This window comes from Seleniivibrio woodruffii, from assembly GCF_004339245.1.
GTDB classification, from domain to species: Bacteria; Chrysiogenota; Deferribacteres; order Deferribacterales; family Geovibrionaceae; genus Seleniivibrio; species Seleniivibrio woodruffii.
Genome location: NZ_SMGG01000003.1, coordinates 1,049,107 through 1,072,925, shown reverse-complemented (window position 1 = coordinate 1,072,925; position 23,819 = coordinate 1,049,107). Strand labels below are relative to the sequence as shown.

Below are 23,819 nucleotides of genomic sequence, written 5' to 3'. Positions count from 1 at the left end.
ATTGCGAAGCACACAAGGGCTGTGGCAATCTCATAACTAATATGTATTTTTTGTCAAACTCTTCAATTCAGACAAAATTAGTTTGATTTAATATAAAACTTATGGTATACACTAAACATAAACCATAACAAATAGGAGGACGACATGGCTATTGGAGAACTTGTTAAATCCGCAGATTTCAAATCAGAGAAGCACGTTCCTGTTCTTGTGCTCCCCGAAAAAATCGTTGCAGGCGAGGCTTTCACAGTGGAAGTTTCCGTTGGGAAAGAGATCGCCCACCCCAACACAACAGAGCATTTTATCAACTGGATATCAGTCTACTTCAAGCCTGAGACAGGCAACCTTATAAACGTTGCAAGATTCGAATACCTTGCACACGGCGAATCTGCCGCAGGAGCAAATCAGGGACCCGCATATGCAGACCCCTGCTCGGTTTTCAAGCTGAAACTGACTCAGCCCGGCAAACTAATCGCCACTTCCTACTGCAACATCCACGGCCTGTGGGAAAGCGAAGCGACTGTAGCGTTCTAATCAAGAAACAAGATACGATATTATAAGAAAACCCGCTCAGCCGAGCGGGTTTTTTTTGTTTCTGAATTCTTTATTAATTGCTGTTAAGACACGAGCAGTACAAGGAAGGCTTTTTGAGAGGGCTGCGAGCATACGTTGCAGTATGTGAGCAGTTCCGAAAAAAACTGACGCAGTAATGCGACGTATATAAACGGCAACCTAACTCACGGCGGCCAGGTTCTTGGCTACCAGCTTAGTATACTCATGCTCCTCGCCGTATATCTCTTTATAAATATCGTGGGCTGTGGTGAGAAATTCCCTCGCCTCGTCCTTCTTGCCGATTCTGAAAAGAAGTTCGCCGAGGTTGTTCATTGCGGCGGCGGCGGAGATGCTCCTTTCGCCCCCTATCTCCTTTTTGATGTCCAGAGCCTTTTCATAGTACTCCTGCGCACGTTCGAACTGCCCCATGCGTGAGGTTATGAAACCCATGTTGTTAAGCCCCACGGCTGTTTTTTCGTGGCGGTCGCCGAACACGGTCTCGTATATCTGCAACGCTTTGAAATAGTAAGGCTCGGCATTTTTCAAATCACCCATGGCATATTTCAGCTGACCGAAGTTGGTGCATGAAACTGCTGTGCTTGGGTGGTTGGTGCCGTATATGTTCTGCTTGATGTTCAGAGCCTCATTATGCATGCTCTCTGATTTTTCAAACTCCTGAACCCGCTGATATGCCACGGCAAGGTCGTTTGCGGCGGCGGCTGTCATGCGGCTGTTGTCGCCGTATATCTTTTTTGTTTTGGTTATCAGGTCTTCGTACAGTTTTACGGCCTTACGGCTGTTTCCGTTCTTAAACACCACCTTTGCATAGTCGCCGAGACTTTTAACGGCCTCTTTGCTCATGGGACCCATGGTCTCATTGCGCACAGTGGTGAGCTTGTGATAGATGAGTGCGGCCTTTGCTATCTGCCCTGCGGCGCTGTATATCGAGGCCATGACCTCGTCCGCCTCAAGCCTTGCAGTGTCCTTAACATCCAGAGCTTTGTTATAGATCTCTTCGGCCTCGCCGAGCATCTGAATTGCACCCTCTCTGTCGCCCGCCATGTGGTAGAGCTTACCCAGCTTCAGAACGCTGTCTGCATAGTCTGCGCTCTTCTTGCCGTGGAACTGCTCCCGAATCTCCATCCCTTTTTTCATGATGGCTTCGGCGGCGGAGAAATCCCCCGTGTCTATGTAGAAGTTGGCAAGTTTGTTCATGAAGGGAACTGCATCCGAAGAGTTCTTGCCGGACTTCGCCTCTTCGGCCTCCAGTCTTTCGTGGAGTACCTTTTCGGCGGAGACCTGACGGCCTGATTTCAGATACATGAACGCCAGTTTATCGAAATATGAAGCAATCTGGGGATGAGTCTCGCCCAGAATGCCCGCTATGTGGCTTTTTGCCGCATCCAGCATATCCAGCCAGAAGTTGAAGAACTCAACAGTGTAGAACTTTTTCTCCAGTGTTGAGAACCATTCGACAAAGCCCTCTATCTCCATTATGTGCATGGCGTGGTGCACAGATTCTTTTATGTGATATGTCAGTTCCTTATAGTCGCATGCCGCCTCTGCCGAACCTATGTGGTAGCGGTAGATTGCGTAGTTTACGTTCTCCAGCAGGTCGGAATCCAGAACAGAGTGGCTGTGCATCCTGTAAAGGGGATGAACGCAGAAGAAGCCTGCACCCATATCGGTTATGAAACTGCGTGAGACCAGGCTCTGGAACAGTTCCGAAGCGTCCTTTGTGCCTGTGAACTCCTGTGCAACCGCTTTGAAAAGCCCTTCATCAAACACACGGCAGCAGCTTAAAAGCTTCGCCATGATGGATTCCGTGCTTTTCAGACTGCTCAGGCTCATGTGGACTATGCTCTGGGGGTTGCTTTCGAAAACTTCGGGGCCGGGTTCGTGCCCCTCATTGCTCTTAACCAGTTTATAGGTCTCAAGGCTGAACGCCGTCAGAGCGGGATGCCCATCGGTGTTCTCGAATATCAGCTCCGCCATGGAATCCCTTTCCAGTCCGTTTTTGCGGCAGAAAGCGGCGCATTCTGACTTGGACAGAGTGTCTATGTTTATCTCAGTGGAGACGTAGCCGTATTTATCAGACGATATCTGATCTTCTGAAATATATATCAGAGTTGAGCATCCGGCCTTTTCAGCCAGTTTTGTGACCCAGCTTACGCCGTGGTCATAGGCATCGAAAAGGTTTTCAGCGTTGTCGATTATCAGAACGGGTTCGAGGTTCGCAGTATTTTTTACGGCGGCAAGGCACGCCGCAAAGCTGTCCATACAGATCTGCCAGTTCATATGGTTGGGTTCTTTGAACATTCTGATTATCTGCGGGCGGACTTCCCTGTTGAACCACTCTTCGGAAAAGGACTTGCCCACTTCGTCGTACATGCTTCTGGTGAAGGTGTATTTTGAAGGGGATTTTGATATAACCTCGCTCATCATGGGGGAATTGTTTCTGAAATAGCACTCGGACTCGGTCTTCAGCTTTCCGTTTATCTTTTCGCTGCGAACCAGAACGGAGATGTCATACAGTGCGAAATAGTCCGCCGTTTCGCCGGAAACGCAGTCCCGAAGCTCTATAAGCCCCTGCTCAGGATAGCACGAGCAGGCTTTTTCCGCATCCATGTACATGACAAGGTATGAGTCTTTGCTCAGCTCTTTTCTCAGAAAATCGGCGAAAACTGTTCTGCCCGTTCCTTTGTGGCCGTATATGCTGAATATACGGTAGGTTTCGGAGATATCGGATTCCAGAGCCTCACGGACAGTGTCCAGCAGGCCTTCCCGTCTGACGGGGATGAGGTCGGATAAGTTCATGTCATCTCACTTTTTTTCCATCGGCTGTGTCCGCACCCGGACATACTGGGATGAAAAAATAGTTTTAATTGAAGTCATTATTTCAAGTTTATCTGTTTTCCTGATACTTTCAACAAAATTATCATAATATTCAGGCTGTTCCACCGTATATGAGTATCCGATGTCGTTTGCCTCGCTGGATGCCTTCTCCCTCTGGAACATCATCTGGCTCAGAAGTCTGTTCTTCGCCTTTTCGATGTTCTCATCGGTGAGATATTTTTCTATCTCTGAGGTGAGCTTCAGGATCTCGTCACGGACGGCATCGCCCTTGCCCGCCTGACAGTTGTATGAAAACAGGAAGGTTCCGGCATGCTTCATGCCGTAGTAGCCACCTGTTATGCTGTTTGCGAGGTCATTTTCGTGGCGGAACTTACGGTTGAGCACCGAAAACTCGCCTCCGGAGATTATCTCGCCCAGAATCTCCATAGCGAAAACGTCTATCTGTAATATGCTGAGCGCAGGGAATGCAACCACTCCGTATTCCTGATTTATATCTTTTTTAACAACGATATCCACAGGTTTGTCGAAGCTGTTCAGCCTGTCGTCCTCATATCTTTTCCCGACGGGAACGCTCCTCTTGTCGCTGTAATACTGTTTTGCGAGTTTAAGAACCTCGTCATAGGCTATGTCGCCCACAACCACCAGAGTCATGTTGTCCGGATGGTAGTATCTGTTGTAATAGTCCACCAGCATCTCACGGGTGAATGAGTTCACCGTGTCCTCAGTGCCTATTATCTCCCTTTCGTATGGACTGCCCTTGAACATCTCACGGAAAAACGTGGTCATCATTTCGGAGGTGGGTCTGTCCTTGCCCATTTTTATCTCCTGAACGACAACGGGTTTCTCCTTCTCTATCTCTTCGGGGATAAAGGACGCACGGAAAACCATCTCGCTGATGGTGTCAAACGCAACCTCGGCATTATATGAGGGGATGTTGATGTAGTAATAAGTGTAGTCCTTGCTGGTGGCGGCGTTCATCACCCCGCCCTTGCCCTCGACTATGGTGTCTATCTCGCTGGGTGCATATTTTCTGGTTCCCTTGAACACCATATGCTCAAGAAAATGGGAGATTCCGCTCTCCTTTTCCGTTTCGTTCACCGATCCGGTCTTCATCCATGTCTGCACGGAAACAACCTTTATGCCGGGAATATATTTGTAAATAAGCGTAACGTTATTGTCCAGCTTCGTCATCTCTTTCGCCAATGCAGAACCTCCAAAACAGAGTATAAAAGTAATAATCGCACAAATCAGTTTTTTATTTACCATCAGTTTTCTCCGAAGCTCCCTACCAGACGGGAGAACATGTCCGTCACAACGTTATAGGGCACGAGACTGTCAATGTCCCTGCTTCTCACTGACACCAGAAATGCGTTATAGTTCTCGAAAAACGTCCGTTCGGATGATTTAAGAGCCGCCAGTGCGCCTTTTCCTCTGAGACAGGAGAACGCAGCGGCACTCTTCTGTATCCCTTTGATGCGGTTCACAAGGCTCTCCATGTTCACCCTTTCCCATTCAGTTCGTATCTTAACTGATTTTATACCCGTTGTCAGCTCTGTAATGCTGAAAATGCTGTCCGCCTCATAATATGCGGTCAGGATATCCTTTATGGGTTTGCCTGTGGACAGGTGAATGTCAAAAATGTCGAACGCCGCTTTTGAATAGCGAACAGCTGCTATACGCACCGCCAGAGATTTCGGTATTCCGCTTCCGGTGAGGGTTTCGCACATGCGGACATAGTTCGCCTGAAGATCGTCCGACAGATACTTCGGAATACTCTTAACTATCTCGACAAAAACATCCCTGCTGTCTTTCAGAGCCTTTGCCCTGCTCTCGTCACAGATGCGCACGGTTGCAACCTTCATGCTCTTTTCAAGCTCGTTCATGGCGAAATATACGCCGTCGGACTGGGCTTTGCCGTCCAGAGCCTCAAGCTCTCTGCGAAGCTCTTTCAGGCTGAGGGCGTCTTCTGCAAGCATGTAGCCGTTCACCAGCCTGCCGAAATCTATGTTGTTGTTCCTGTAAAGTTCATAGAAGAATACGGGGCCTGTGCGGTTGATAAGCCTGTTAACTATGACAGTTGCGGCTATCTCACGGCGCAGTATGTGGTCGTACAGCTTTTCGCCGAACTTCTCCTGCATATCCTGCGGGTAGTAGCTCATGTATTCACGCTTAACAAGCTCGTTCTCAACGTCCAGCCCCTGCTCTATCTCTCCGTAGAGGAATATTTTCGAGTAGGCAAGCAGAACGCAAAGTTCCGGCCTTGTGGCGGGTTTGTCGCTGTCAACAAACTCTATCTTTTCGATGCGGAAGTCCAGAAGTCCTTTGTCCCGCAGATATTTTGCAAACTCACGATAGACCACCGAGTTCTGCTCGAATCCTCTCTGCGCCATGCTGACACAGCCGGACTGGAGATAGTTGTCACGCAGGACAAGGGATTCCACCTGAGAGGTGAGTTTTTTGATGTATCTGTTGCGGTCGGCCTCGTCTTTGATAAGTCCGTCCTTCATCAGTTTTGAGAACATTATTTTCAGGTTCACTTCGTGGTCGGACATATCCACGCCTGCGGAGTTGTCCAGCGCATCGGTGTTTATGCGGCCGCCGTTTTCGGCATACTCTATGCGTGCCTTCTGGGTGAAACCGAGGTTTCCGCCCTCGCCCACCACAACCGCACGAAGTTCTTTCGCCGTTATACGCACCAGATCGTTTGCGGGGTCGCCAACCTGCGGGTTTGTCTCGGTGGTGGCTCTGACATAGGTTCCGATGCCGCCGTTCCACATAAGCTCGGCACGCATCTTAAGTATCATCACCACTATCTCTTCGCCTGTGGCAAACTGCCTTTCGGTGTCCAGCATTCTGCGAACCTGCGGCGACAGCTCTATCTTTTTGGCGGCACGTTCAAAAATTCCGCCGCCTTCGGAGATTATGCTTCTGTCGTAATCCGCCCACGAGCCTGCGGGCCCCACGGCGAACAGACGCTGACGCTCGATGAACGATTTTTCGGCATCGGGTGTCGGGTCGAGGAAGATGTGCATATGGTTGAACGCCGCCTGAAGCAGTATCTTGCGGGACAAGAGCATTCCGTTTCCGAAAACGTCTCCGCCCATATCGCCGATACCGAAGACGGTGAACTCCTCTTTCTGGATATTCTTGCCCATCTCGCGGAAATGCCGCTTAACGCATTCCCAGCCGCCTTTGGCGGTGATACCCACTTTTTTATGGTCGTAGCCCACACTGCCGCCGGATGCGAAAGCATCGCCCAGCCAGAAATCCCTCTCAAGGGAGACCGAGTTTGCTATGTCGCTGAAAGCCGCCGTGCCTTTGTCTGCGGCAACAACCAGATAGGGATCTTTTTCGTCATATATCTTAACGTTGTCAGGATGAACGGTTTTTCCGCCTTTCAGGTTGTCCGTGACATCCAGAAGGGCTCGAATGTAGTTCTTGTACTGAGCAATTACGTTCTCTTTGTCTGCATTCTTGTCCTTATAGCGGGTTTTCACGATGAAACCACCCTTCGAACCCACGGGAACTATGACCGCATTCTTTACCATCTGGGTTTTCACAAGCCCCAGAATCTCGGTGCGGTAGTCGTCGGGTCTGTCGGAGAACCTCAGACCACCCCTTGCCACTTTGCCGCCACGCAGGTGTATTCCGTCCATCTGGGCGGAGTGTACGAAAATTTCATACAGCGGCTTGGGGTCGGGGATTATGTCAAGTTCACGGCTTTTCACCTTGAACGATATGTAAGCTCTTTCGGGCTTTCTGAAATAGTTCGTGCGGACTATGCCGCCGAGCACCTTTAGGTAGTATCTGAGAGCCTTGTCCTCTGCAACTGAGGCAACCTTCTCTATGCGGCTGTTTATCTCCTCTATCACAGGCTCAACCGCAGGTTTTTTCACCGCCGGATCGAACCGCTCCTCAAACAGTTTTACAAACAGCTTCGCTATCTCAGGGTTGTTTATAAGTGCGTTAACGAGGGTCAGCAGGGTGAAACTGGTGTCTATCTGGCGGATGAAATTTCGCAGTGCACGCAGAACCGCTATCTGACGGTATTTAAGCCCCGCCAGAATGGCAAGCCCGTTCAGCCTGTCGTTCTCCGCTGCTGCGTTCAGAACGTTCACCATAAGCTGAGGCAGGTTCTCCTTGTACATTTCGCAGAAATCTTCCGGATTCTCTATGTCGGCAAAATAGACGGCGTTGATGTATTTATCGCCGTCGTCAAGTGCGAGGCGGAAGGTGTCCTCCTCGTAAACCTTGAGGCCGATATTGTCCAGAACGGGCATCAGCTGCGTCAGCAGAAACCTTGTGGGTGAGTATATTTTCAGAATCGCCCTGCCGTGGTCGGTGTATATTCTGGATTTGACCCCACCCTCCAGCTTCTCAAGCATCATGATGTCCGAAAAGCTCGCTTCAGGCGTGTTTCTGGATTTATAGACCTCGCTTAAAGCATCGATGTATCTGTTGTAAACCCTTTCTATGTCCGGCGCATCCAGTCTGTCGTAGAGCAGGTCATACAGGTTCGCATCCCAGTTCTGCAGCATGGACAGGATTCCGTTCTTAAGGGCGTTATCGTCTATTTTAATGAGTTTCTCTGTGTCTCTGAGGAACAGATGGAAATGCAGGAAATACCGTTTGTGCTCGTCCTCACGGATGCTGGTATCCAGAAGAACAGCATCGAAGATCTCCGCCAGAAACTCCTTCATCTCCTGAACAAGCTCTGTGGAGAACTTATCCGTTGGCAGAGCCACGAAGAAAAAGAGGTTATTCAGCGGCCTGAAATCACGGTAGCAGATGCGTATCTGCCCTGCGCCCTGCATGGCGAGGATAAGCTCCAGCGTCTCTATCAGAAGCCTTGTGCTGAAATTGAAAAGCTCAATCTTCGGGAAATCGTCGATGAGGGAGCGTACCCATTTATAATCGTGTGAGCCGTGGACGAAGTTGAAATGGTCGAGGGTCTGCTTAACCTTATCCCGCACAATGGGGATCTCATGTGGAGGACATTTGCGCCCCTTATATGTGAAATGACCCAGAACCTCTATCACACGGACAAATTTTTCGTGTCTGTCAATGAACATTATCCGGTTGAGATAGCTGCGCACCTTAACCTTGGACTTCATAAGGGAGATGTCCACCACAACTGGCTGACCGTCTATATAATTCAGCTTGCCGGATTCTATAACACTCAGCAGCGCCTCCTCATCGGGGGTATCGCCTGTCAGATTAAATATGCCCATGTCGGTGTGGACTGCTGTTCTGTCGTCTGTTTTTATGTTGGTTATGCGTGCTCCCTGATAAATGAAATTATCCTGAAGCAGCCAGTGGATGAATTTTGAAACCTCCGGACCGCTCTCACGGGTCTCGGTGGCAAGATTATGCATCAGCTCCGTCATTCGTCGGAAATCGTCCACAACGGCGATAACATCCTCATATATTTCGCCGAGGTCTCTGGCGGTGCTCTTAAGCCTGTTTATCTCTGTGTTCTCAAGGAATATTATGAAAAACGACTCGTTTCTGGAGCCGATGGTGGTGTCGGACACTTTTATCAGGCTGCCCTGCTTGTCCCTTTCGGCGCTGAAAATCGGGTGGACTATGAAAAGGTTCTTGTGCTCCTTCTCCTGAAAATATGCCCAAACGCTGTCATACAGAAAGGGGCGGTCGTCGGTGACTATTGTTATAAAACTGAAATTGCCCACGAAAAAGGGTTTCGATTCAAGGGTGTCAGCATTGATGGATACTTTTTTCTTTTTTCTGCCGTCAAAGATCCCGAAAAGATAGGCGATAAGCCCGCTCAGGTCTTCGTCCGCAAGGAAGCTGAGGAGGTTTGCAGGCATGTGGTTCATCATAAGTCCCGCAAAATCATAGAACACGGGGCGCTCGGTTTTATATTTTCCGAAAAGCTCCTCGTGGCGTTTTTTCAGCATAGAAAGGCGGTTCTGACCGAAATCTGTTCTGGTTACACAATTAAATAAGGATGGATTGAGCATGTTAGCCTCCTGAATTTTGCAATGTCAACCCTGTGGATAAAATAATTAGATGGGTGTCTTAGTTTATCAGCTTTTGTCTTTCAGTGCTATCTCAATGACAAAAGAAGAGCTTTCCAGTTTGAACTTAACGCCGACACAGATGATGTGTGCGGGACGCTGGATGGTGTGTCCTTTGCCCACAACAACGTTGGGAACGGAGATGCTGAACTTGTGGCCTCTGTCGGTGAACATTTTTTTGGTGCTTCCGGCTATCATGTTGATAAGTTCGCCGATTGCATCGCCCACGTCGGTGTCGACCTCTTCTTTCTCTTCCATAAGGAAGATCGAGGCTACCTTCATGGCCAGCCCTTCGGGCATGCTTACGGAAACATAGCCCACCACATCGCCCACTATACCAATTACGGCGGAGACGTCATAATGCAGGTTTTCGTCGGATTTGATATAGAGGTCGCCCTTGATCGGCTTCATGCCTGTCATAGTCTCGAAAACATTGATGGTACAGGCTATAAATGGATTGATATACTCAGCTTTCACATATGCCTCCGCTCATCCGATTTTATAAATAACAGAATAATGCAAATCAGTCTTTTTGTCCAATCTTATTCTTTTGCCAGAATGTCCGTGAACTTGTTAATAATAAGGGCGGTTAGCCCCCAGACTATATCCCGCTGCCATTTATAAAAATGCACCGTGCGGTGATCATCGCCTCTGAACCAAACCTCTGTCCAATATGTTGTTTTTGAAATGAAATGGTCAAGGGGAACATCGTATATCTGCTCCACTTCCGACTCCTGAATTCTGAAATCGGCACTCTCCGCAACACCAACAAAAGGGGTGACCCTGTGTCCCCAGCGGGATATCTCGTCGTCCAGCATTCCCAGAAGACGCACACTGTCGCCGCAAAGCCCTATCTCCTCGCAGGTTTCACGCAGAACCGCACCGCAGAGGCTTTCGCCGCTGTCAACAGAGCCGCCGGGAAAAGATACCTCGCCGCCGTGGCTGTCCAGTGTTCTGACACGTTTTGTAAGGATAACTCTGAATCCATCTTCCGAAGGGATAAGAAGCAGAAGAACGGCGGCAACACGAGGGGTCGCCGCCAGAGTTCTGCGTTTATATGATGATAATTTACTCTGTATCGTTGATATGTCGCAGGTTTCAGCCAATCAGCTTTTCCACGATCGAGGGCACTGCCGCAACGGCTTCGCCCAGTTTTTCGGGGTTCTTTCCGCCTGCCATTGCCATGTCGGGTCTGCCGCCGCCGGAGCCTTCGGCAATTTTTGCAACCTCACGCACAACGTCGCCGGCCTTGACCCTGCCCATTGTGTCTTTTGTCACTCCGCATGCGAACATGACCTTTCCGTCGTTAACGGAACCCACAACAACAACACCGCTCTGCATGCGGTCACGTGCGGTGTCCACAAATTTTCTGAGAGCTTCAGTGTCTGCGTTTTCAAGTGTCACAGCAAGGAGCTTGACCCCTTTAACCTCGATAGCACTGTCCAGAAGTCCTTCGGACTGGCTGGAAGCTATCCTGTCGCCGAGTCTCTTAAGCTCACGCTCACGCTCTTTCAGAGCCTCTGCGGTCTCTTCGATTCTGCTAATAACATTGTCGGGAGACGCTTTCAGCAGTCTGGCAGCATCCTTCACCGTGCTGTCGGCCTTCTGGGCATATGCAACGGCGTTCATCCCTGTCACAGCCTCTATCCTGCGCACTCCGGAGGCAACCGAGGCCTCGCTCACCAGTTTAAAAAAGCCGATGTCGCCCGTTCTTGAAACGTGGCATCCGCCGCAAAGCTCAAGGCTGAAATTCTCAACGCTGACAACACGCACCCTCTCGCCGTATTTCTCGCCGAAAAGCGCCATTGCTCCGGCCTGAACCGCCTCGTCTCTGCTCATGTATGTTTTGGAAACCTCTGTGTTCTCCTGAATGACGGAGTTGACCGTCTCCTCTATGCGCTCCATCTCATCCTGAGAAACTGGTGCGTAGTGGTTGAAGTCGAAACGGAGTCTGTCGGGGGTGACCATTGAACCCGCCTGACGGACGTGGTCGCCCAGAACTTCCTGCAATGCCTTGTGCAGAAGGTGGGTCGCTGTGTGGTTCTTCTCCGTTGCTTTTCTGGCGGCTCTGTCCACCTCTGCAGTGACGGTTTCGCCCTTTATGATTGTGCCAAGCTCCGCAACTCCGTGCATGGTTATCATGCCGTCGCCGTACTTGGACGCTTTAGTAACCTTAAACACTGCGGATTCTGTCTTGATATATCCGCAGTCGCCTGTCTGGCCGCCGCCTTCGGGATAGAAGGGGGATTTCGCAAGCACTATGTCGCACTCGCCTTCGGCCTTGCTGACCTCTGCGCCGTCCTTAATGATGGCGGCAACAGTGGTGACCTCTTTCAGGCTGTCGTATCCTGTGAACTCTGTGGAGAGTCTGCTGGCAAGCTGGATGTAGATGTCGGCAACCCTGCTCTCGCCGCTGCCCGCCCATGACTTTTTCGCACGCTCCTGCTGAGCCTGCATCTCCTGCTCGAATCCCACTGTGTCAAGCCCGTAGCCCGCATCCTCTGCAATATCTGTCAGAAGGTCGACAGGGAATCCGTAGGTATCGTACAGACGGAAGATGTCCTCTCCGCTTATCACCTTGTATTCTTTATGCTTTTCAAGGAGTTCGTCTATTATCTTAAGTCCGATGCCCAGCGTTCTGCTGAAAGACTGCTCCTCGTTTGTAACCACTTTGGAGATAAAGGGTTTCTTGTCAGCAAGCTCAACGTAGTGACCTTTCATGAAATCCACTACAAACTCGCACACCTTATGGAAGAAAGCTCCCTCGAATCCGAGCATCTTTCCGTGGCGCATTGCACGGCGCATGATACGGCGTAGGACGTAGCCCCTGCCCTCGTTTGAAGGCAGAACGCCGTCACCCACAAGGAAGGTGGTCGAACGGCTGTGGTCGGCTATAACCCTGACGGAGATGTCCTTTTTGGGGTCGGAACCGTATTTGTGTCCGGCAAGCTCGGATATATAGTTAAGGATGGGTTTGAAAAGGTCGGTCTCGTAGTTGCTGGTTACCTTCTGAACAACCGATGTAACACGCTCCAGCCCCATTCCGGTGTCGATGCTGGGTTTGGGAAGGGGTGTCAGTGTGCCGTCAGCCGAACGTTCGAACTGCATGAAAACAAGGTTCCACAGCTCAAGGTGTCTGTCGCAGTCACAGTTGCGGTCGCATTCGGGACGTCCGCAGCCTGTACCCTCGCCCTGATCTATATGAATCTCAGAGCAGGGGCCGCAGGGGCCTGTGTCGCCCATCGCCCAGAAGTTGTCCTTCTCTCCTCTGCGCTCTATGTCTTTCTCGTCCAGGCCGATCACGTCACGCCAGATGGCGAACGCCTCGTCGTCGTCATTATATACGGATACGAACATTTTGTCGGCGGGCAGTCCCATCTCTTTGGTGAGGAATTCCCAGCCGAATTTTATAGCGTCAACTTTGAAGTAATCGCCGAAGGAGAAGTTTCCGAGCATTTCGAAAAATGTGTGGTGACGTGATGTAACGCCCACGTTCTCAAGGTCGTTGTGTTTTCCGCCCGCTCTGACAACCTTCTGGCATGTGGCGGCTCTGGTGTAGCTTCTGGTCTCTCTGCCGAGGAACGTATCCTTGAACTGGTTCATTCCCGCATTTGTAAAAAGCAGCGTGGGGTCGTCTGCAGGCACAAGGGAGGATGAACCTACCACAACGTGTCCGTGCTGCTTGAAATATTCCAGAAACTTCCTGCGTATCTCGTGACCTGTCATATCAGCTCCGTTTCAGAGTATCCAGATACTCTTCCCACTCTATGGGTAATAGATATTTTTTTTTGTTATTACATTCTTTGCATGCGGGCACGACATTGCCCTTGGTGGACGTTCCTCCCCTTGCTATGGGCACAATGTGGTCCATGGTCAGCTCTGAAGGGGGGAATTTTTCGCCGCAGTAATGACATACACCCTCTGCCAGCTTGTTTTTCCACCACTGTTTCTGCCGCAGTTCCCTTGCTTTCTCTTTCTCTTTTTTAATGTGCCTGTCGTCGGCGGGGATAAAGAATACATCCATTGTGCAGGGATTATATATATCTGTTTTGCGAAATGCAAGAAACTATCAAAAAAACAAATATTTCCATGCTGACATTCCGGCTTTTAAATCACTGTAACCTACTCGGTTATTAGAAATCATATATTGATTAAACATTGATATAGAAATACTCTATAGCGGCATTCGGAAGTTAAATCCTTAATTATGAATAACTTTAGTGCAAAATGAACAGTTAAAAAAAATGTCAAATAAAACTTGAACACCTCTGCGCAATCGTGTAGAATGCCCGCGTTTGCAAGACTTAGACACCATTTTTCAAGCCACTAGGAGGACAATGTGAGCAAAGCAGAAATGTGCGTGCTGGACGGCTACTGCTTCACCAACCTCGGTGAAATCAAAAAGAACCTGACGGCAGCAGAACTGTATGAAGAAATTGTAAAAAACGGCGAAGGAAAGATCGCTGATAAAGGCGCTGTAGTTACCCTTACGGGCAGATGCACAGGCCGCTCACCCAACGACAAGTTCATCGTTGAGGAAGAGACCACAAAGGCAGACGTTAACTGGGGAAAAGGAAACGTTGCCATCTCCGAAGAAAAATTCGAAAGACTTTTCGGAAAACTCAAAGCCTATATGCAGGGCAAAAATATCTATATTCAGGAGTGCTACGCAGGAGCGGATGAAAAGTCCAGACTGAAAGTACGTGTTATCAACGACTCTGCATGGCAAAACCTGTTCGCACGCAACATGTTCATCACAGAGAAAGATGAAAGCAAGCTTGCGAATTTTGCCGCTGACTTCACTGTTATCGGATGCCCCGGCTTCCACGCCAACCCCGAAGACGACGGCACAAACAGCGAAGCCTTCATTCTGCTCAACTTCAAAAAGAAACTCGTTATCATCGGCGGAACACAGTACGCCGGCGAAATTAAAAAATCCATCTTCACCGTTATGAACTATGTCCTTCCCAAAATGGGCATCATGTCTATGCACTGCTCAGCAAACATCGGCGAAGACGGCAACACCGCTCTGTTCTTCGGACTTTCCGGAACGGGTAAAACAACCCTCTCCACTGACCCCGAAAGAGCACTCATCGGCGACGACGAGCACGGCTGGAGCGACGAAGGCGTTTTCAACATCGAAGGCGGATGCTACGCAAAAGTTATCAAGCTGTCCCCCGTTCAGGAACCCGACATCTACGCCTGTACACAGAAGTTCGGCACTATCCTTGAAAACGTTGTGATGGACGAAAAAAGACAGATCGACCTCGACAGCGATCTTTACACTGAAAACACCAGAGCATCCTACCCCATAGACTCTCTGCCCAACATTGTTGAGTCAGGAAAAGGCGGACACCCCAACGTGGTTATCTTCCTTACATACGATGCTTTCGGCGTTCTGCCCCCCGTATCCAAACTGACAGTTCCTCAGGCAATGTACCACTTCATCTCCGGCTACACAGCCAGAGTTGCAGGTACTGAAAAAGGTGTCACCGAGCCTAAAGCAGTGTTCTCCACATGTTTCGGCGAACCCTTCATGGTATGGCACCCCTCAGTTTACGCCAAACTGCTCGGCGACAAGATCGTTAAGCACGGCGCAAGCTGCTACCTTGTGAACACAGGCCTCACAGGCGGACCCTACGGAGTGGGCAAAAGATTTGAGATCAAATACACCCGTAAAATAATAAAAGCTATCCTCTCCGGCGAGATCAACAAGTCAGAGTTTATAGCTGATTCAGTATTCGGATTCGGAATCCCCAAAACTCTGGGCGACATCCCCACGGATGTTCTGCACCCCGTTGAGAGCTGGAAAGACAAAGACGAATACATGGAAAAACTTAAGTCTCTGGCCAAAGGCTTTAAAGAGAACTTTAAGAAGTACGAAGCCGTTACTTCCGCAGAAATTATTGCGGGCGGCCCCGTTATCTGATAATCTAACGTAAATTATTAGGGTCTGTAACCGGAAAGGTACAGACCCTTTTTTTTCAGGAGACCTGATGGAACAGCTTTTTAAAGGTGCTGTGCGTTTTCGCCAGCGCAGCTTCGAAAAACATAAGGAACTCTTTAAAAAACTCGGACAAGGGCAGAAACCCCACACTCTTTTCATTGGGTGCTCCGATTCCAGAGTTGTCCCCGAACTCATCACAAAGGCAATGCCCGGCGAGCTTTTTGTCGTACGCAACATAGCAAACATCGTCCCCAAATATCGTATCTCTAAAGAATATGCCGCAACCACAGCCGCAATCGAATTTGCGGTTCTGTCTCTGGGCGTGGAAAACATCGTAATCTGCGGCCACTCCAACTGCGGAGGATGCAGCGCACTCTTCAAATCCAAAGAGGAGATGGCAAACATACCCAACGTTGAGCACTGGCTGGATCAGGCACAATATGTCCGTGAACAGGTGGAGGCAAACTTTCCCGACGTACAGCCTGAAGAGAGGGAGTGGATCACCGAACAGCTGAACATAGTTGAACAGATGAAGAACATCCTCACATATCCGCTGATAGCCGAAAAATATCAGAAGGGTGAGCTTAAGCTCTACGGCTGGTATTACGTTATAGGCACAGGCGAAGTTTATAATTATAATATGGAGACGGAAGAGTTCGAACTCATCGGTGCGTAGTTACCGTCCATATGCTTGGCATCTGAACAGTAACTGAAACCCATTATTCTATTTCCCGGCTTTTGGGTGGGTCTTGTCGTAAACCTTAAGAAGTTCCGCCAGATTCAGGTGGGTATATTTCTGGGTGGTTGAGAGGGATTCATGCCCCAGAAGGGTCTGGATGGTGCGCAGGTCTGCGCCGCCCTCCAAAAGATGTGTCGCATAGGTATGTCTGAAAGAGTGAGGCGAATAGTCCAGCGGCAGTCCGGCCTGAAGCAGATATTTTTCAACAGTCCGCCTCACAGACCTGTCTGTCAGTCTTGTTCCGAGCCTGTTTATGAACAGCGCCTCCCCGTCTTTAACATAGCCCCCGCAGTCGTCGGCACGCCTGCCCAGATAGTCCTTTATCATTCCGATATGCATGTCCGCCAGCGGAACGATACGCTCTTTCTTTCCTTTGCCCCGCACCCTGATGCGCATTCCGTTGAAATCGATATCGCTTACGTTCAGCCCAACAAGCTCGCTGACACGTACTCCTGTGCCGTACATCATCTCCAGAAGCAGAGCGTCACGCATGCCGAACGGTTCATCCTGTTTCGGAAGATCAAGCAAAGTAAGCATATTATCAATGTTGAACACACCGAACGCCTTCTTCTCCTTTTTGGGAAATTTCAGCATGCGGGCGGGGTTATCTTCGGATTTATTCTTTCTCTGCAAAAAGTTAAAGAATGATTTCAGGCAGGCTATCTTCCGCTCCACAGTGGACTTTGAAAACCCTTTTTCATAGAGCATCGCAACAAAACCACGGAGCATAAAAAAGTCCGCATCCTCAATGGTGTTTATTCCGGACTCCTCCAGATAAGAGCAGAGGTCGGCAAGGTCACGGGAATAGTTTATCAGGGTGTGGCGGGACGCACCCTTCTCGTTCAGCATAAAATCGAGGTAAAGAGCTGAGGCTTCATCAATATTCATAGATATAACATCGCAGGTTGCTGATATAAATCAAGGAAAAAAAGGCGTGCCTGAATGATTGGATATGTCATCCTGAGCAAAGCGAAGGATCTCAATCAGATTCTTCACTTCGTTCAGAATGACGGGTAGATCATTCCGGCACGCCATTAAAGATTACAGACATTTCGCCTTTTCGAACATTCTGTCCAGAAGGCCTATAAGGTGCTCCACGTTTCTTCGCATTTCGTTCAGAACTACCAGAGCCTTGTCCTGATTTCCGGCTTTGATGAGATCCGCAACCTGATGGGACAGCTTGTGCACCTCGGAGTGAGGCTTTTCTATGGCTTTGAAATCCGGATCGCTTCCGAACAGAGCCTGAGCCTCCTTGCCGTAGTACATCTTGCCGAAATCGCAGGCTGTATGCTCTTTCAGATGGGTAGGCGGCACGCCTCTCATATATGCGTTGAACACGTTCTTCAGATACTTCACATGAGCCATCTTCGCCTTTACAAACAGAAGTGACTTACATGTAAGCTCATACTGAATAAGATCTTTTTCGATATTGCTCAGTTCCTCCATCAGCTTGTCGATGGCATCCATAAGGTTTTCGACCCTGTCTCTGGACTCTCTGGAGGATTCCGCAACCTTCTCAATATTCCCGGCCACTTCGGCAGTGGCTTTCGACTGCTGTTCTGCGGCTGTGGAGGTGTTGAGAAGCAGTGCGTTCAGATCCATTACGGAGTGAAGGATTTCGTTGAAACGCTCGTTTGCGTTCTCCGTTGCATGCACCTGCGCACCTATCTCGTTTTCAACTATTTTTGCGTTGCTGTTCGCTTTTTTGACGTTCTCCTGAATGACCTTGACTATCCTCTCAATCTCGTTCGTGGACGAGAGGGTCTTTTCGGCCAGCTTGCGCACTTCGTCTGCAACAACCGCAAATCCTCTGCCCGCCTCTCCGGCTCTTGCTGCTTCAATGGCTGCGTTCAGAGCCAGCATGTTGGTCTGTTCGGATATATCGTTGATAACGTTTACAACGGAGCCTATGGTTGTCGCATTGATCGTGAGCGAGTTTATGTCCTCTGCAAGGGAGGCTACAACCTCTTTAACATGCTCGGCCTTTTCGGTGGCCTCACGCACGATGGACGAGCCCTCCTGCGCCAGCATAAGGGTTTTTTCGCCCTTTTCCGCCACGTCGGCGGTGTTTCTGGAAATCTCCTCAACAGTAACGCTCATCTCCTCGCCGGCCGCCGCAACGGTTGCGGAGAGGTCAACGTTCTGGTTGGCGGCTTTACGCACGTCCACCAGAGCATAGTAGATCGGCATTACACCCGTCAGAAGATTTCCGAGTGTGTGTATGGTCTTGCTCAGGTTGCCGTCCAGCGTCCCGAGGAAGTTGTTCATTTTAAAGGATACCGTCTCAAGCTCGTTGCCCTCTTTGCTTACGGGCAGACGCTTTGAGAGGTCGCCGTTTCCGGTGGTGACCGCATCGGCGATTTTGCCCATTGTGTCAATGAGTTTAAGGTAATACTGGAGTGTATAGTAAAGGATTACGGCGAACATTGAAGCGAGCACGAATCCTATAACAAACTTCTTAACAGCTCCCAGGAGAGCCAGTTTAAGGGCGGGGGTCATGTCGGTAACAAAAAGAACTCTGGTCAGTTCCTTGCCCGAATGGTCGTTAAGGGGCTGCATGTGCATATAGACGCTGTGCCCGTCTATCTTCACCAGCCCGTCTTTCTCGTATAGATCGATATAGCTTTCGGCATGCTCAGCCATGTTGTTCTTATAGAATCTGAATCCGTCGTGAACCACGTCGTCGGATTTTTTCTCCATGCCTTCAGACTTTGCAAGGGCTTCCTCGCTGATGCCCATGGCATATTCCGCACCGTATGTTGCGGCGAGCTGCTCGATTATCTTGTCGATGGAGCCGCCGAACTCAACAGAGCCGACATGCTGTCCTTCATAATAAACAGGGAAAACCGAACGGAGTCCGGAACCTGCTCTGCCCAGCTCCAGCCCCTGAACAGGCTTTCTGGTGCTGTTCACTTCGGAGACTGTGGCTCTGATGGAGGTCAGGTCATCGCCGAATTTCTCGGGCTTGTGCAGTCTTGCCACGCTGTGGTTGTCCGATGAGTGGAACTGAAACTGCGATATTCCGGCCTGCTCAATGGTTTTAAAAAGTGCGGAATATTTTCTGATCAGTCCGTCATGGTCACCCTCCGCCAGCATCCGGGCGGAATCCTGATCTTCGGCAATTGTCTTGACTGAAATTGAAATATCGTTCAGCTTCTCGGCAATTCTCGATTCCAAAATTTCCGAAACTGATTTCATATTGACCTCAGCTTCGGTTTTCATCAATGTTTTCAATGAGTAATAGTCATACCAAGCCAGCACTATCGTGATAAGGAGTATGCCAAGATACACCCCTATCGAAACATACTGCTTGATACTAAGTTTAATAAATCGCATACTTCACCTCAGAAGCGTTGAAAGCCTCCCCGGCTTCGACAAACTAATAATTACAATATTTTATACGTAATCGGACAGGAATGCAAATTGTATGAGCACTGAATTTGAAAAACTTGTAAATACCGTAAGAAAACTCCGCAGCGAGGAGGGTTGTCCGTGGGACAGAGAACAGCATCTTTTCTCGGTGAAAAACCAGTTCATCGAGGAAGCTTTTGAGCTTCTTGATGCTTTGGACAAAGAGGATATTGCGAACATTCGTGAAGAACTGGGCGATGTGCTCTTTCACACCGTCTTTCACAGTGTCATGGCAGAGGACGAAAGCAGGTTCAGCCTCGATGAGGTCATCTCAGAAGTTAACGCCAAGTTAATTCGGAGACATCCTCACGTTTTCGGAACAGAAAATCTGACCAGTTCCGACGAGGTGCTGGCAAACTGGGACGAGATAAAGAAACAGGAGAAGAAGGCAAAGCTTGCGGAATCAATCCTGAACGATATCCCCGCCGCCTATCCTTCGGTTATGCGAGCGCTGAAAATTCAGGAGAAGGTTCGCAAGGTCGGTTTCGACTGGGAAAAGCCCGAGGACTGCTTCGCCAAGCTGACAGAAGAGGTTCAGGAGTTTCATGAGGCTTTTGAAAGCGGCGACAAAGACGCTATGGAACACGAACTGGGCGATGTTCTTTTCGCAGTGATAAACATGTCCCGCTTCTGCAAGGTAAATCCGGACGAGGCTCTCAGAAAGGCCAATGACAGATTTGTGAAACGGTTTAAACATATTGAGCGTGAGCTTAAGGCCAAAGGGCGTTCGTGTGAGGAAGCAACGCTGGAAGAAATGGAAAATCTGTGGATTGAAGCAAAAAACCTTGAATAATTCTAAGTATATCGGTAATAATCTTAGGTCGGTAATCAATTTACAGAGGTTGTGGTGAGGACTGTAAATACTTTTCATTCAAGCAGATATGTTTTTAATTCGGGCATATCTTCCGATGCGCTCCCTCTGGTGTCGGCGCTGGAGATGCTTCTGGATATCCCTTCGCAGCCCCGTGCGTTCTCGTATCTCACCGACAGCATCATGGCCAGATGCGTATACAGCATTCTGAACATGGACGAAAGCAGGGTCACCTATGAACAGGTTTCAAGGATCATAACCCACGACAGGAGCAACTTTACTCAGGATTCAAGCTCCATTGAGGCCATAAACGTTTACTACGCTCTGCAGACAGCCGAAAACAGGCTGACGGAGCCGCTGACGACAGAGCTTATCTCCGATATCCATGCGGAGCTGACAAAAAATCTGGACAAGCCCGAACCGGGAGTTTACCGGAAAATGTCCGCTCAGTGCGAGGATAAGGCGTTCATATCAAACTATTCTCCCCCCGCCTCGGCGCTGGATATAAACTTTCTGATGAAACATCTGACAGAATGGCTGACATGTGCCGAAACCGCAGGTCTCAGCCCCCTGATGAAAGGCCTTCTGATACATCTGCACCTTAAAAAAATTCAGCCGTTCGTTTCCGTGAACGGAAAAACCGCAAAAATAGCCGAAATCTTCATGATGCGCAGACACGGGCTGAACGCACTGCCTTTCCTGCTTCAGGAGGTCTATGCGCAGAACCGTGACGAATATTATTCCTCTGTGGCAAAGTTTTACGAAACATCCGACATATCAGCCTTTGCCGAGTTCGTTTCCCGCAGACTGATCCTCTCCATCGGACAGGGAACACGGACAAACCTTTCATACATCAGACAGAACAGCGTTGAAAAGTATCTCGCCGGACTTCTGCACGACAAGGAACTGATATCAAGACAGCACGATTTTCTGATGATGCTCTACAAAACCGGAACCTCGTTCAGCTATGAGGATATGCTGCTCAAAAAACCTTTCACAAACTATTACGGAAAGGTGAGCCGAACCACTGCGGCAAGGGACATCAAAAAATTTCTGGATATGGGATTGATTGAAGAATCGGAAAAGGGCTACGTTTTCAACGCAAAATTTCTCAGTATCTGATCAGCGGAATTCCACCTCTTCGGTCTTTTTGTCAAAATAATACGTTCCTCTTTTTGTCTTTTCGGTGGTAAGAACAAACCTGCCGCCTATCATGAACTTAACTTCCGGATAAGCATGCCTCTGAACCTCTATACGCCCCGTGCTGTTCATCACCAGTTTTCCCTGAAGCTCTTTTATCATGCTGTCCAGAGAGGCTATCTCCTTGCGCATCTGCTCCCTTTTTCTCAGGAGTTTGTCTATCATGGCACGCTTGCTCTCTCCCTGCCTCATCAGGATCTCTTTGTTGTTGCCCAGATAGTTTTCCAGCTTGTTCAGCATTTTTGATGTTTCAAATCTCTGAGCCACAAGTTTTTTCATATCAACAACGTCTTTAACGGAGGTAAAGATCGCCACTTCTGTCTTAACATAGCTTTCAGACCCGTAGACCTTGGCGGAGATCTCTTTTACCGAAAATATCTTACCGCCGATGATACTGCCCGGCGCCCCGTCGACTATCACCTCTTTTTCCGCATATATTTCAGACGCCATTATGGATTTTTTAACGTAGACGCCTTCGTTGGTTATTATCTTTGCCTTGTGGACAAATTTGGCGTAGACCGAGCCTTCGGAGTAGATATCCGCAGGTTCCTGTCCGCCTATGATGCCCTGACGTGCAGTGACGCCGCCGCCTGCTATAACCCTTCCTCTGATGGTGGTGGCGATGACCTCGTTTCTGGCTCTGACCTGAAAACCGGCCTTGATGCTGCCGTTAACGATGACAGAACCCGGGAAATCGATGTTTCCTGTGGTGAAATCCACATCCTCTTTAACGATGTATACCTGACTGACATCAAGATATATTATGCCGTTTACCCTGCCGTATTCCACAAGACCGTCAATCCTGCTGATAACCTTCTTTCCGCTGATGTAAACATTTCGCCCCAGATCCAGCTTAACATCCTGTCCGGGTTTTGCCGGAACGCTCTTTCCGGTGACATCAACGCCGTCTCTGCCCTCCGTGGGGTTAATTATCATTGCGATGGGCTGTTCCATCTCTGCAAGAGCCAACTGTTTCTGCTTGTATATTCTGTAGTCAACACTGACAAGTTCATCTGATGATAGAATGACGTCCTGAGGGCGGGTGGAGCGCAGAATAAGCTCTCCATCCATACCGTCCGAGGGTTCCCGGCCTCTGGCGACTATGTATGTCTCCTCAAGCCTTTCGCCGTTGGTAAGCATTTGGTTCAGCTCTCTCACAGTCATAGTGTCGATTCCGGAGCAGACTCCGGCCTCGGCCAGAAGGTTGAATATATCAACACAGAGAGGCATGGGCGGAAATTTCACCCTTGCGATCATTCTGTCAGGCGAGATCTCAATGACGGGCAGCTGTTTATAGCTGAACTCCTCAAAGGTCTCCCCCCGCTTTGACTGCTGCTGAGGAGGTTTCATGCAATATCCGTTCTGATGAATTTAATAGCCCTGTGAGGCTCTCCGTGCATGATGTTAACAATAACCATGACGATCATCTCCTGCTCGCCGGACTTTGTGTTCACATTGACACGCACAACGCTGTTGTTAGCCGACATCACCTTCTCAAGGTCTGAGTATCTGGAGAAGAGTGCGGAAACTTCCTGCCCCGCCGCCAGTTCATCCTCCGGAAAGAAGTCAACGGCGGCCTTGTTCATATCAGTGACAATATTGAAACTGTTTACAATTACAATCGGCGTGGGCGACATTATGAAAAGGGCTTTAAAGAAAGCTTCGGATTCCCATGCGGTATCCTCAACCCTTTTCAGCTCCGACATATCCATTATAACGCCGAGAATACCCTCAACCTTGCCTTTGCGCTTAAAAGCACGTTTGTGGATAACATGGAAACCGTCGGTAACGTCGGTGGTCAGCCCCCTGTGTTCAAGCCTCTCCTCCGACTCCTCCTGAATAAGCTGAAGATCGCTCTTTCGGAAGATATCCGCTGTCTCATGCGGGAAAAAGTCATAGGCGGTTCTTCCGATGATATCCTTTCTGTCTGTCTCAAACATAATACAGAGCGAGTTGTTGCAGGCCAGATACTGCCCTTCCGTGTTTTTGAAATAGATGGGTACCGGAATGGCATCCAGCATGGTCTGAAAAACGTCGTCGTCCGTCATAAAGCATGAAAGATCGCACAGCCGGCAGCCGAATATGCCCGTTATCAGATTGTTAAGCTCTTCTTCGGTGGGATTTTTGCCAAGGCCGTCCAGCCCTTCTTTTAATCTTTTGATAACTGCATTAACATCATACATTGTATCTACCTACTCAAATCGTTACATGTATTCTAACATCTTATTGGAGCATGTGTACCTGTAAAATCAATTTCACTTGTTTTTT

General features: G+C 49.2%; 16 protein-coding genes. 5 read left to right on the top strand and 11 right to left on the bottom strand.

Annotation, left to right across the window (positions count from 1 at the left end; all coding sequences use genetic code 11):
* The first annotated feature begins 144 nt into the window (after positions 1–144).
* Complete coding sequence (locus C8D98_RS05090) at positions 145–531, top strand: class II SORL domain-containing protein (protein WP_132872616.1); 387 nt, start codon at positions 145–147, stop codon at positions 529–531.
* Positions 532–729: 198 nt separating this feature from the next.
* Here C8D98_RS05090 and C8D98_RS05085 read toward each other — a convergent pair whose 3' ends face one another.
* The 7 genes from C8D98_RS05085 to C8D98_RS05055 form a co-directional block, all read right to left on the bottom strand.
* Positions 730–3,366: a tetratricopeptide repeat protein gene (locus C8D98_RS05085; RefSeq protein WP_132872614.1), complete on the bottom strand. Its 2,637-nt coding sequence runs from the start codon at positions 3,364–3,366 to the stop codon at positions 730–732.
* A 6-nt stretch (positions 3,367–3,372) separates the two neighbouring features.
* On the bottom strand, positions 3,373–4,608 hold the full coding sequence (locus C8D98_RS05080) for a M16 family metallopeptidase (protein WP_243640911.1): 1,236 nt from the start codon (positions 4,606–4,608) through the stop codon (positions 3,373–3,375).
* Between the two features lie 62 nt (positions 4,609–4,670).
* Positions 4,671–9,386 carry an NAD-glutamate dehydrogenase domain-containing protein gene (locus C8D98_RS05075; RefSeq protein ID WP_132872610.1) on the bottom strand — a complete coding sequence of 1,572 codons (4,716 nt, stop codon included), beginning with the start codon at positions 9,384–9,386 and terminating at the stop codon, positions 4,671–4,673.
* 66 nt (positions 9,387–9,452) lie between these two features.
* Positions 9,453–9,920 carry a chemotaxis protein CheX gene (locus tag C8D98_RS05070; RefSeq protein WP_132872608.1) on the bottom strand — a complete coding sequence of 156 codons (468 nt, stop codon included), beginning with the start codon at positions 9,918–9,920 and terminating at the stop codon, positions 9,453–9,455.
* 65 nt (positions 9,921–9,985) lie between these two features.
* Positions 9,986–10,549 carry an NUDIX hydrolase gene (locus C8D98_RS05065; protein WP_132872606.1) on the bottom strand — a complete coding sequence of 188 codons (564 nt, stop codon included), beginning with the start codon at positions 10,547–10,549 and terminating at the stop codon, positions 9,986–9,988.
* A complete protein-coding gene (alaS, locus tag C8D98_RS05060; protein WP_132872604.1) occupies positions 10,542–13,169 on the bottom strand; it encodes an alanine--tRNA ligase in 2,628 nt (875 codons plus the stop codon). The genes C8D98_RS05065 and alaS overlap by 8 nt, the downstream gene beginning before the upstream one ends.
* Before the next feature lies 1 nt (position 13,170).
* Complete coding sequence (locus C8D98_RS05055; RefSeq protein WP_132872603.1) at positions 13,171–13,467, bottom strand: HNH endonuclease; 297 nt, start codon at positions 13,465–13,467, stop codon at positions 13,171–13,173.
* A gap of 330 nt (positions 13,468–13,797) precedes the next feature.
* Between C8D98_RS05055 and pckA the strand changes: the two genes are divergently transcribed.
* Positions 13,798–15,372 carry a phosphoenolpyruvate carboxykinase (ATP) gene (pckA, locus tag C8D98_RS05050; RefSeq protein WP_132873006.1) on the top strand — a complete coding sequence of 525 codons (1,575 nt, stop codon included), beginning with the start codon at positions 13,798–13,800 and terminating at the stop codon, positions 15,370–15,372.
* A gap of 67 nt (positions 15,373–15,439) precedes the next feature.
* Entirely contained in the window at positions 15,440–16,066 is a 627-nt protein-coding gene (locus tag C8D98_RS05045; protein WP_132872601.1) for a carbonic anhydrase, read from the top strand.
* 48 nt (positions 16,067–16,114) lie between these two features.
* On the opposite strand, the gene C8D98_RS05040 is transcribed toward C8D98_RS05045, so the two are convergent.
* Both C8D98_RS05040 and C8D98_RS13975 read right to left on the bottom strand, forming a co-directional pair.
* Entirely contained in the window at positions 16,115–17,017 is a 903-nt protein-coding gene (locus tag C8D98_RS05040; protein ID WP_132872599.1) for a tyrosine recombinase XerC, read from the bottom strand.
* A gap of 153 nt (positions 17,018–17,170) precedes the next feature.
* On the bottom strand, positions 17,171–19,465 hold the full coding sequence (locus C8D98_RS13975) for a methyl-accepting chemotaxis protein (protein WP_132872597.1): 2,295 nt from the start codon (positions 19,463–19,465) through the stop codon (positions 17,171–17,173).
* A 91-nt stretch (positions 19,466–19,556) separates the two neighbouring features.
* Here C8D98_RS13975 and mazG point away from each other — a divergent pair, with 91 nt between their 5' ends.
* Together mazG and C8D98_RS05025 are read left to right on the top strand one after the other, a co-directional pair.
* Positions 19,557–20,333, top strand: a complete 777-nt coding sequence (gene mazG, locus C8D98_RS05030; protein WP_132872596.1) for a nucleoside triphosphate pyrophosphohydrolase — start codon at positions 19,557–19,559, stop codon at positions 20,331–20,333.
* A 54-nt stretch (positions 20,334–20,387) separates the two neighbouring features.
* A complete protein-coding gene (locus C8D98_RS05025; RefSeq protein WP_132872594.1) occupies positions 20,388–21,473 on the top strand; it encodes a Fic family protein in 1,086 nt (361 codons plus the stop codon).
* On the opposite strand, the gene C8D98_RS05020 is transcribed toward C8D98_RS05025, so the two are convergent.
* Complete coding sequence (locus tag C8D98_RS05020) at positions 21,474–22,901, bottom strand: flagellar assembly protein A (RefSeq protein ID WP_132872593.1); 1,428 nt, start codon at positions 22,899–22,901, stop codon at positions 21,474–21,476.
* Positions 22,898–23,734 (bottom strand): PAS domain-containing protein, encoded by an 837-nt coding sequence (locus tag C8D98_RS05015; RefSeq protein ID WP_132872591.1) that lies wholly within the window; start codon positions 23,732–23,734, stop codon positions 22,898–22,900. Before C8D98_RS05015 ends, C8D98_RS05020 begins: the two co-directional genes overlap by 4 nt.
* Between the last annotated feature and the right edge of the window lie 85 nt (positions 23,735–23,819).

Coding starts and splice junctions, on each gene's coding strand:
- C8D98_RS05015 (WP_132872591.1), bottom strand. CDS start 23,734: ATGTATGATGTTAATGCAGTTATCAAAAGATTAAAAGAAGGGCTGGAC.
- C8D98_RS05055 (WP_132872603.1), bottom strand. CDS start 13,467: ATGGATGTATTCTTTATCCCCGCCGACGACAGGCACATTAAAAAAGAG.
- C8D98_RS05045 (WP_132872601.1), top strand. CDS start 15,440: ATGGAACAGCTTTTTAAAGGTGCTGTGCGTTTTCGCCAGCGCAGCTTC.
- C8D98_RS13975 (WP_132872597.1), bottom strand. CDS start 19,465: ATGCGATTTATTAAACTTAGTATCAAGCAGTATGTTTCGATAGGGGTG.
- mazG (WP_132872596.1), top strand. CDS start 19,557: ATGAGCACTGAATTTGAAAAACTTGTAAATACCGTAAGAAAACTCCGC.
- C8D98_RS05075 (WP_132872610.1), bottom strand. CDS start 9,386: ATGCTCAATCCATCCTTATTTAATTGTGTAACCAGAACAGATTTCGGT.
- pckA (WP_132873006.1), top strand. CDS start 13,798: ATGTGCGTGCTGGACGGCTACTGCTTCACCAACCTCGGTGAAATCAAA.
- C8D98_RS05085 (WP_132872614.1), bottom strand. CDS start 3,366: ATGAACTTATCCGACCTCATCCCCGTCAGACGGGAAGGCCTGCTGGAC.
- C8D98_RS05040 (WP_132872599.1), bottom strand. CDS start 17,017: ATGAATATTGATGAAGCCTCAGCTCTTTACCTCGATTTTATGCTGAAC.
- C8D98_RS05020 (WP_132872593.1), bottom strand. CDS start 22,901: ATGAAACCTCCTCAGCAGCAGTCAAAGCGGGGGGAGACCTTTGAGGAG.
- alaS (WP_132872604.1), bottom strand. CDS start 13,169: ATGACAGGTCACGAGATACGCAGGAAGTTTCTGGAATATTTCAAGCAG.
- C8D98_RS05090 (WP_132872616.1), top strand. CDS start 145: ATGGCTATTGGAGAACTTGTTAAATCCGCAGATTTCAAATCAGAGAAG.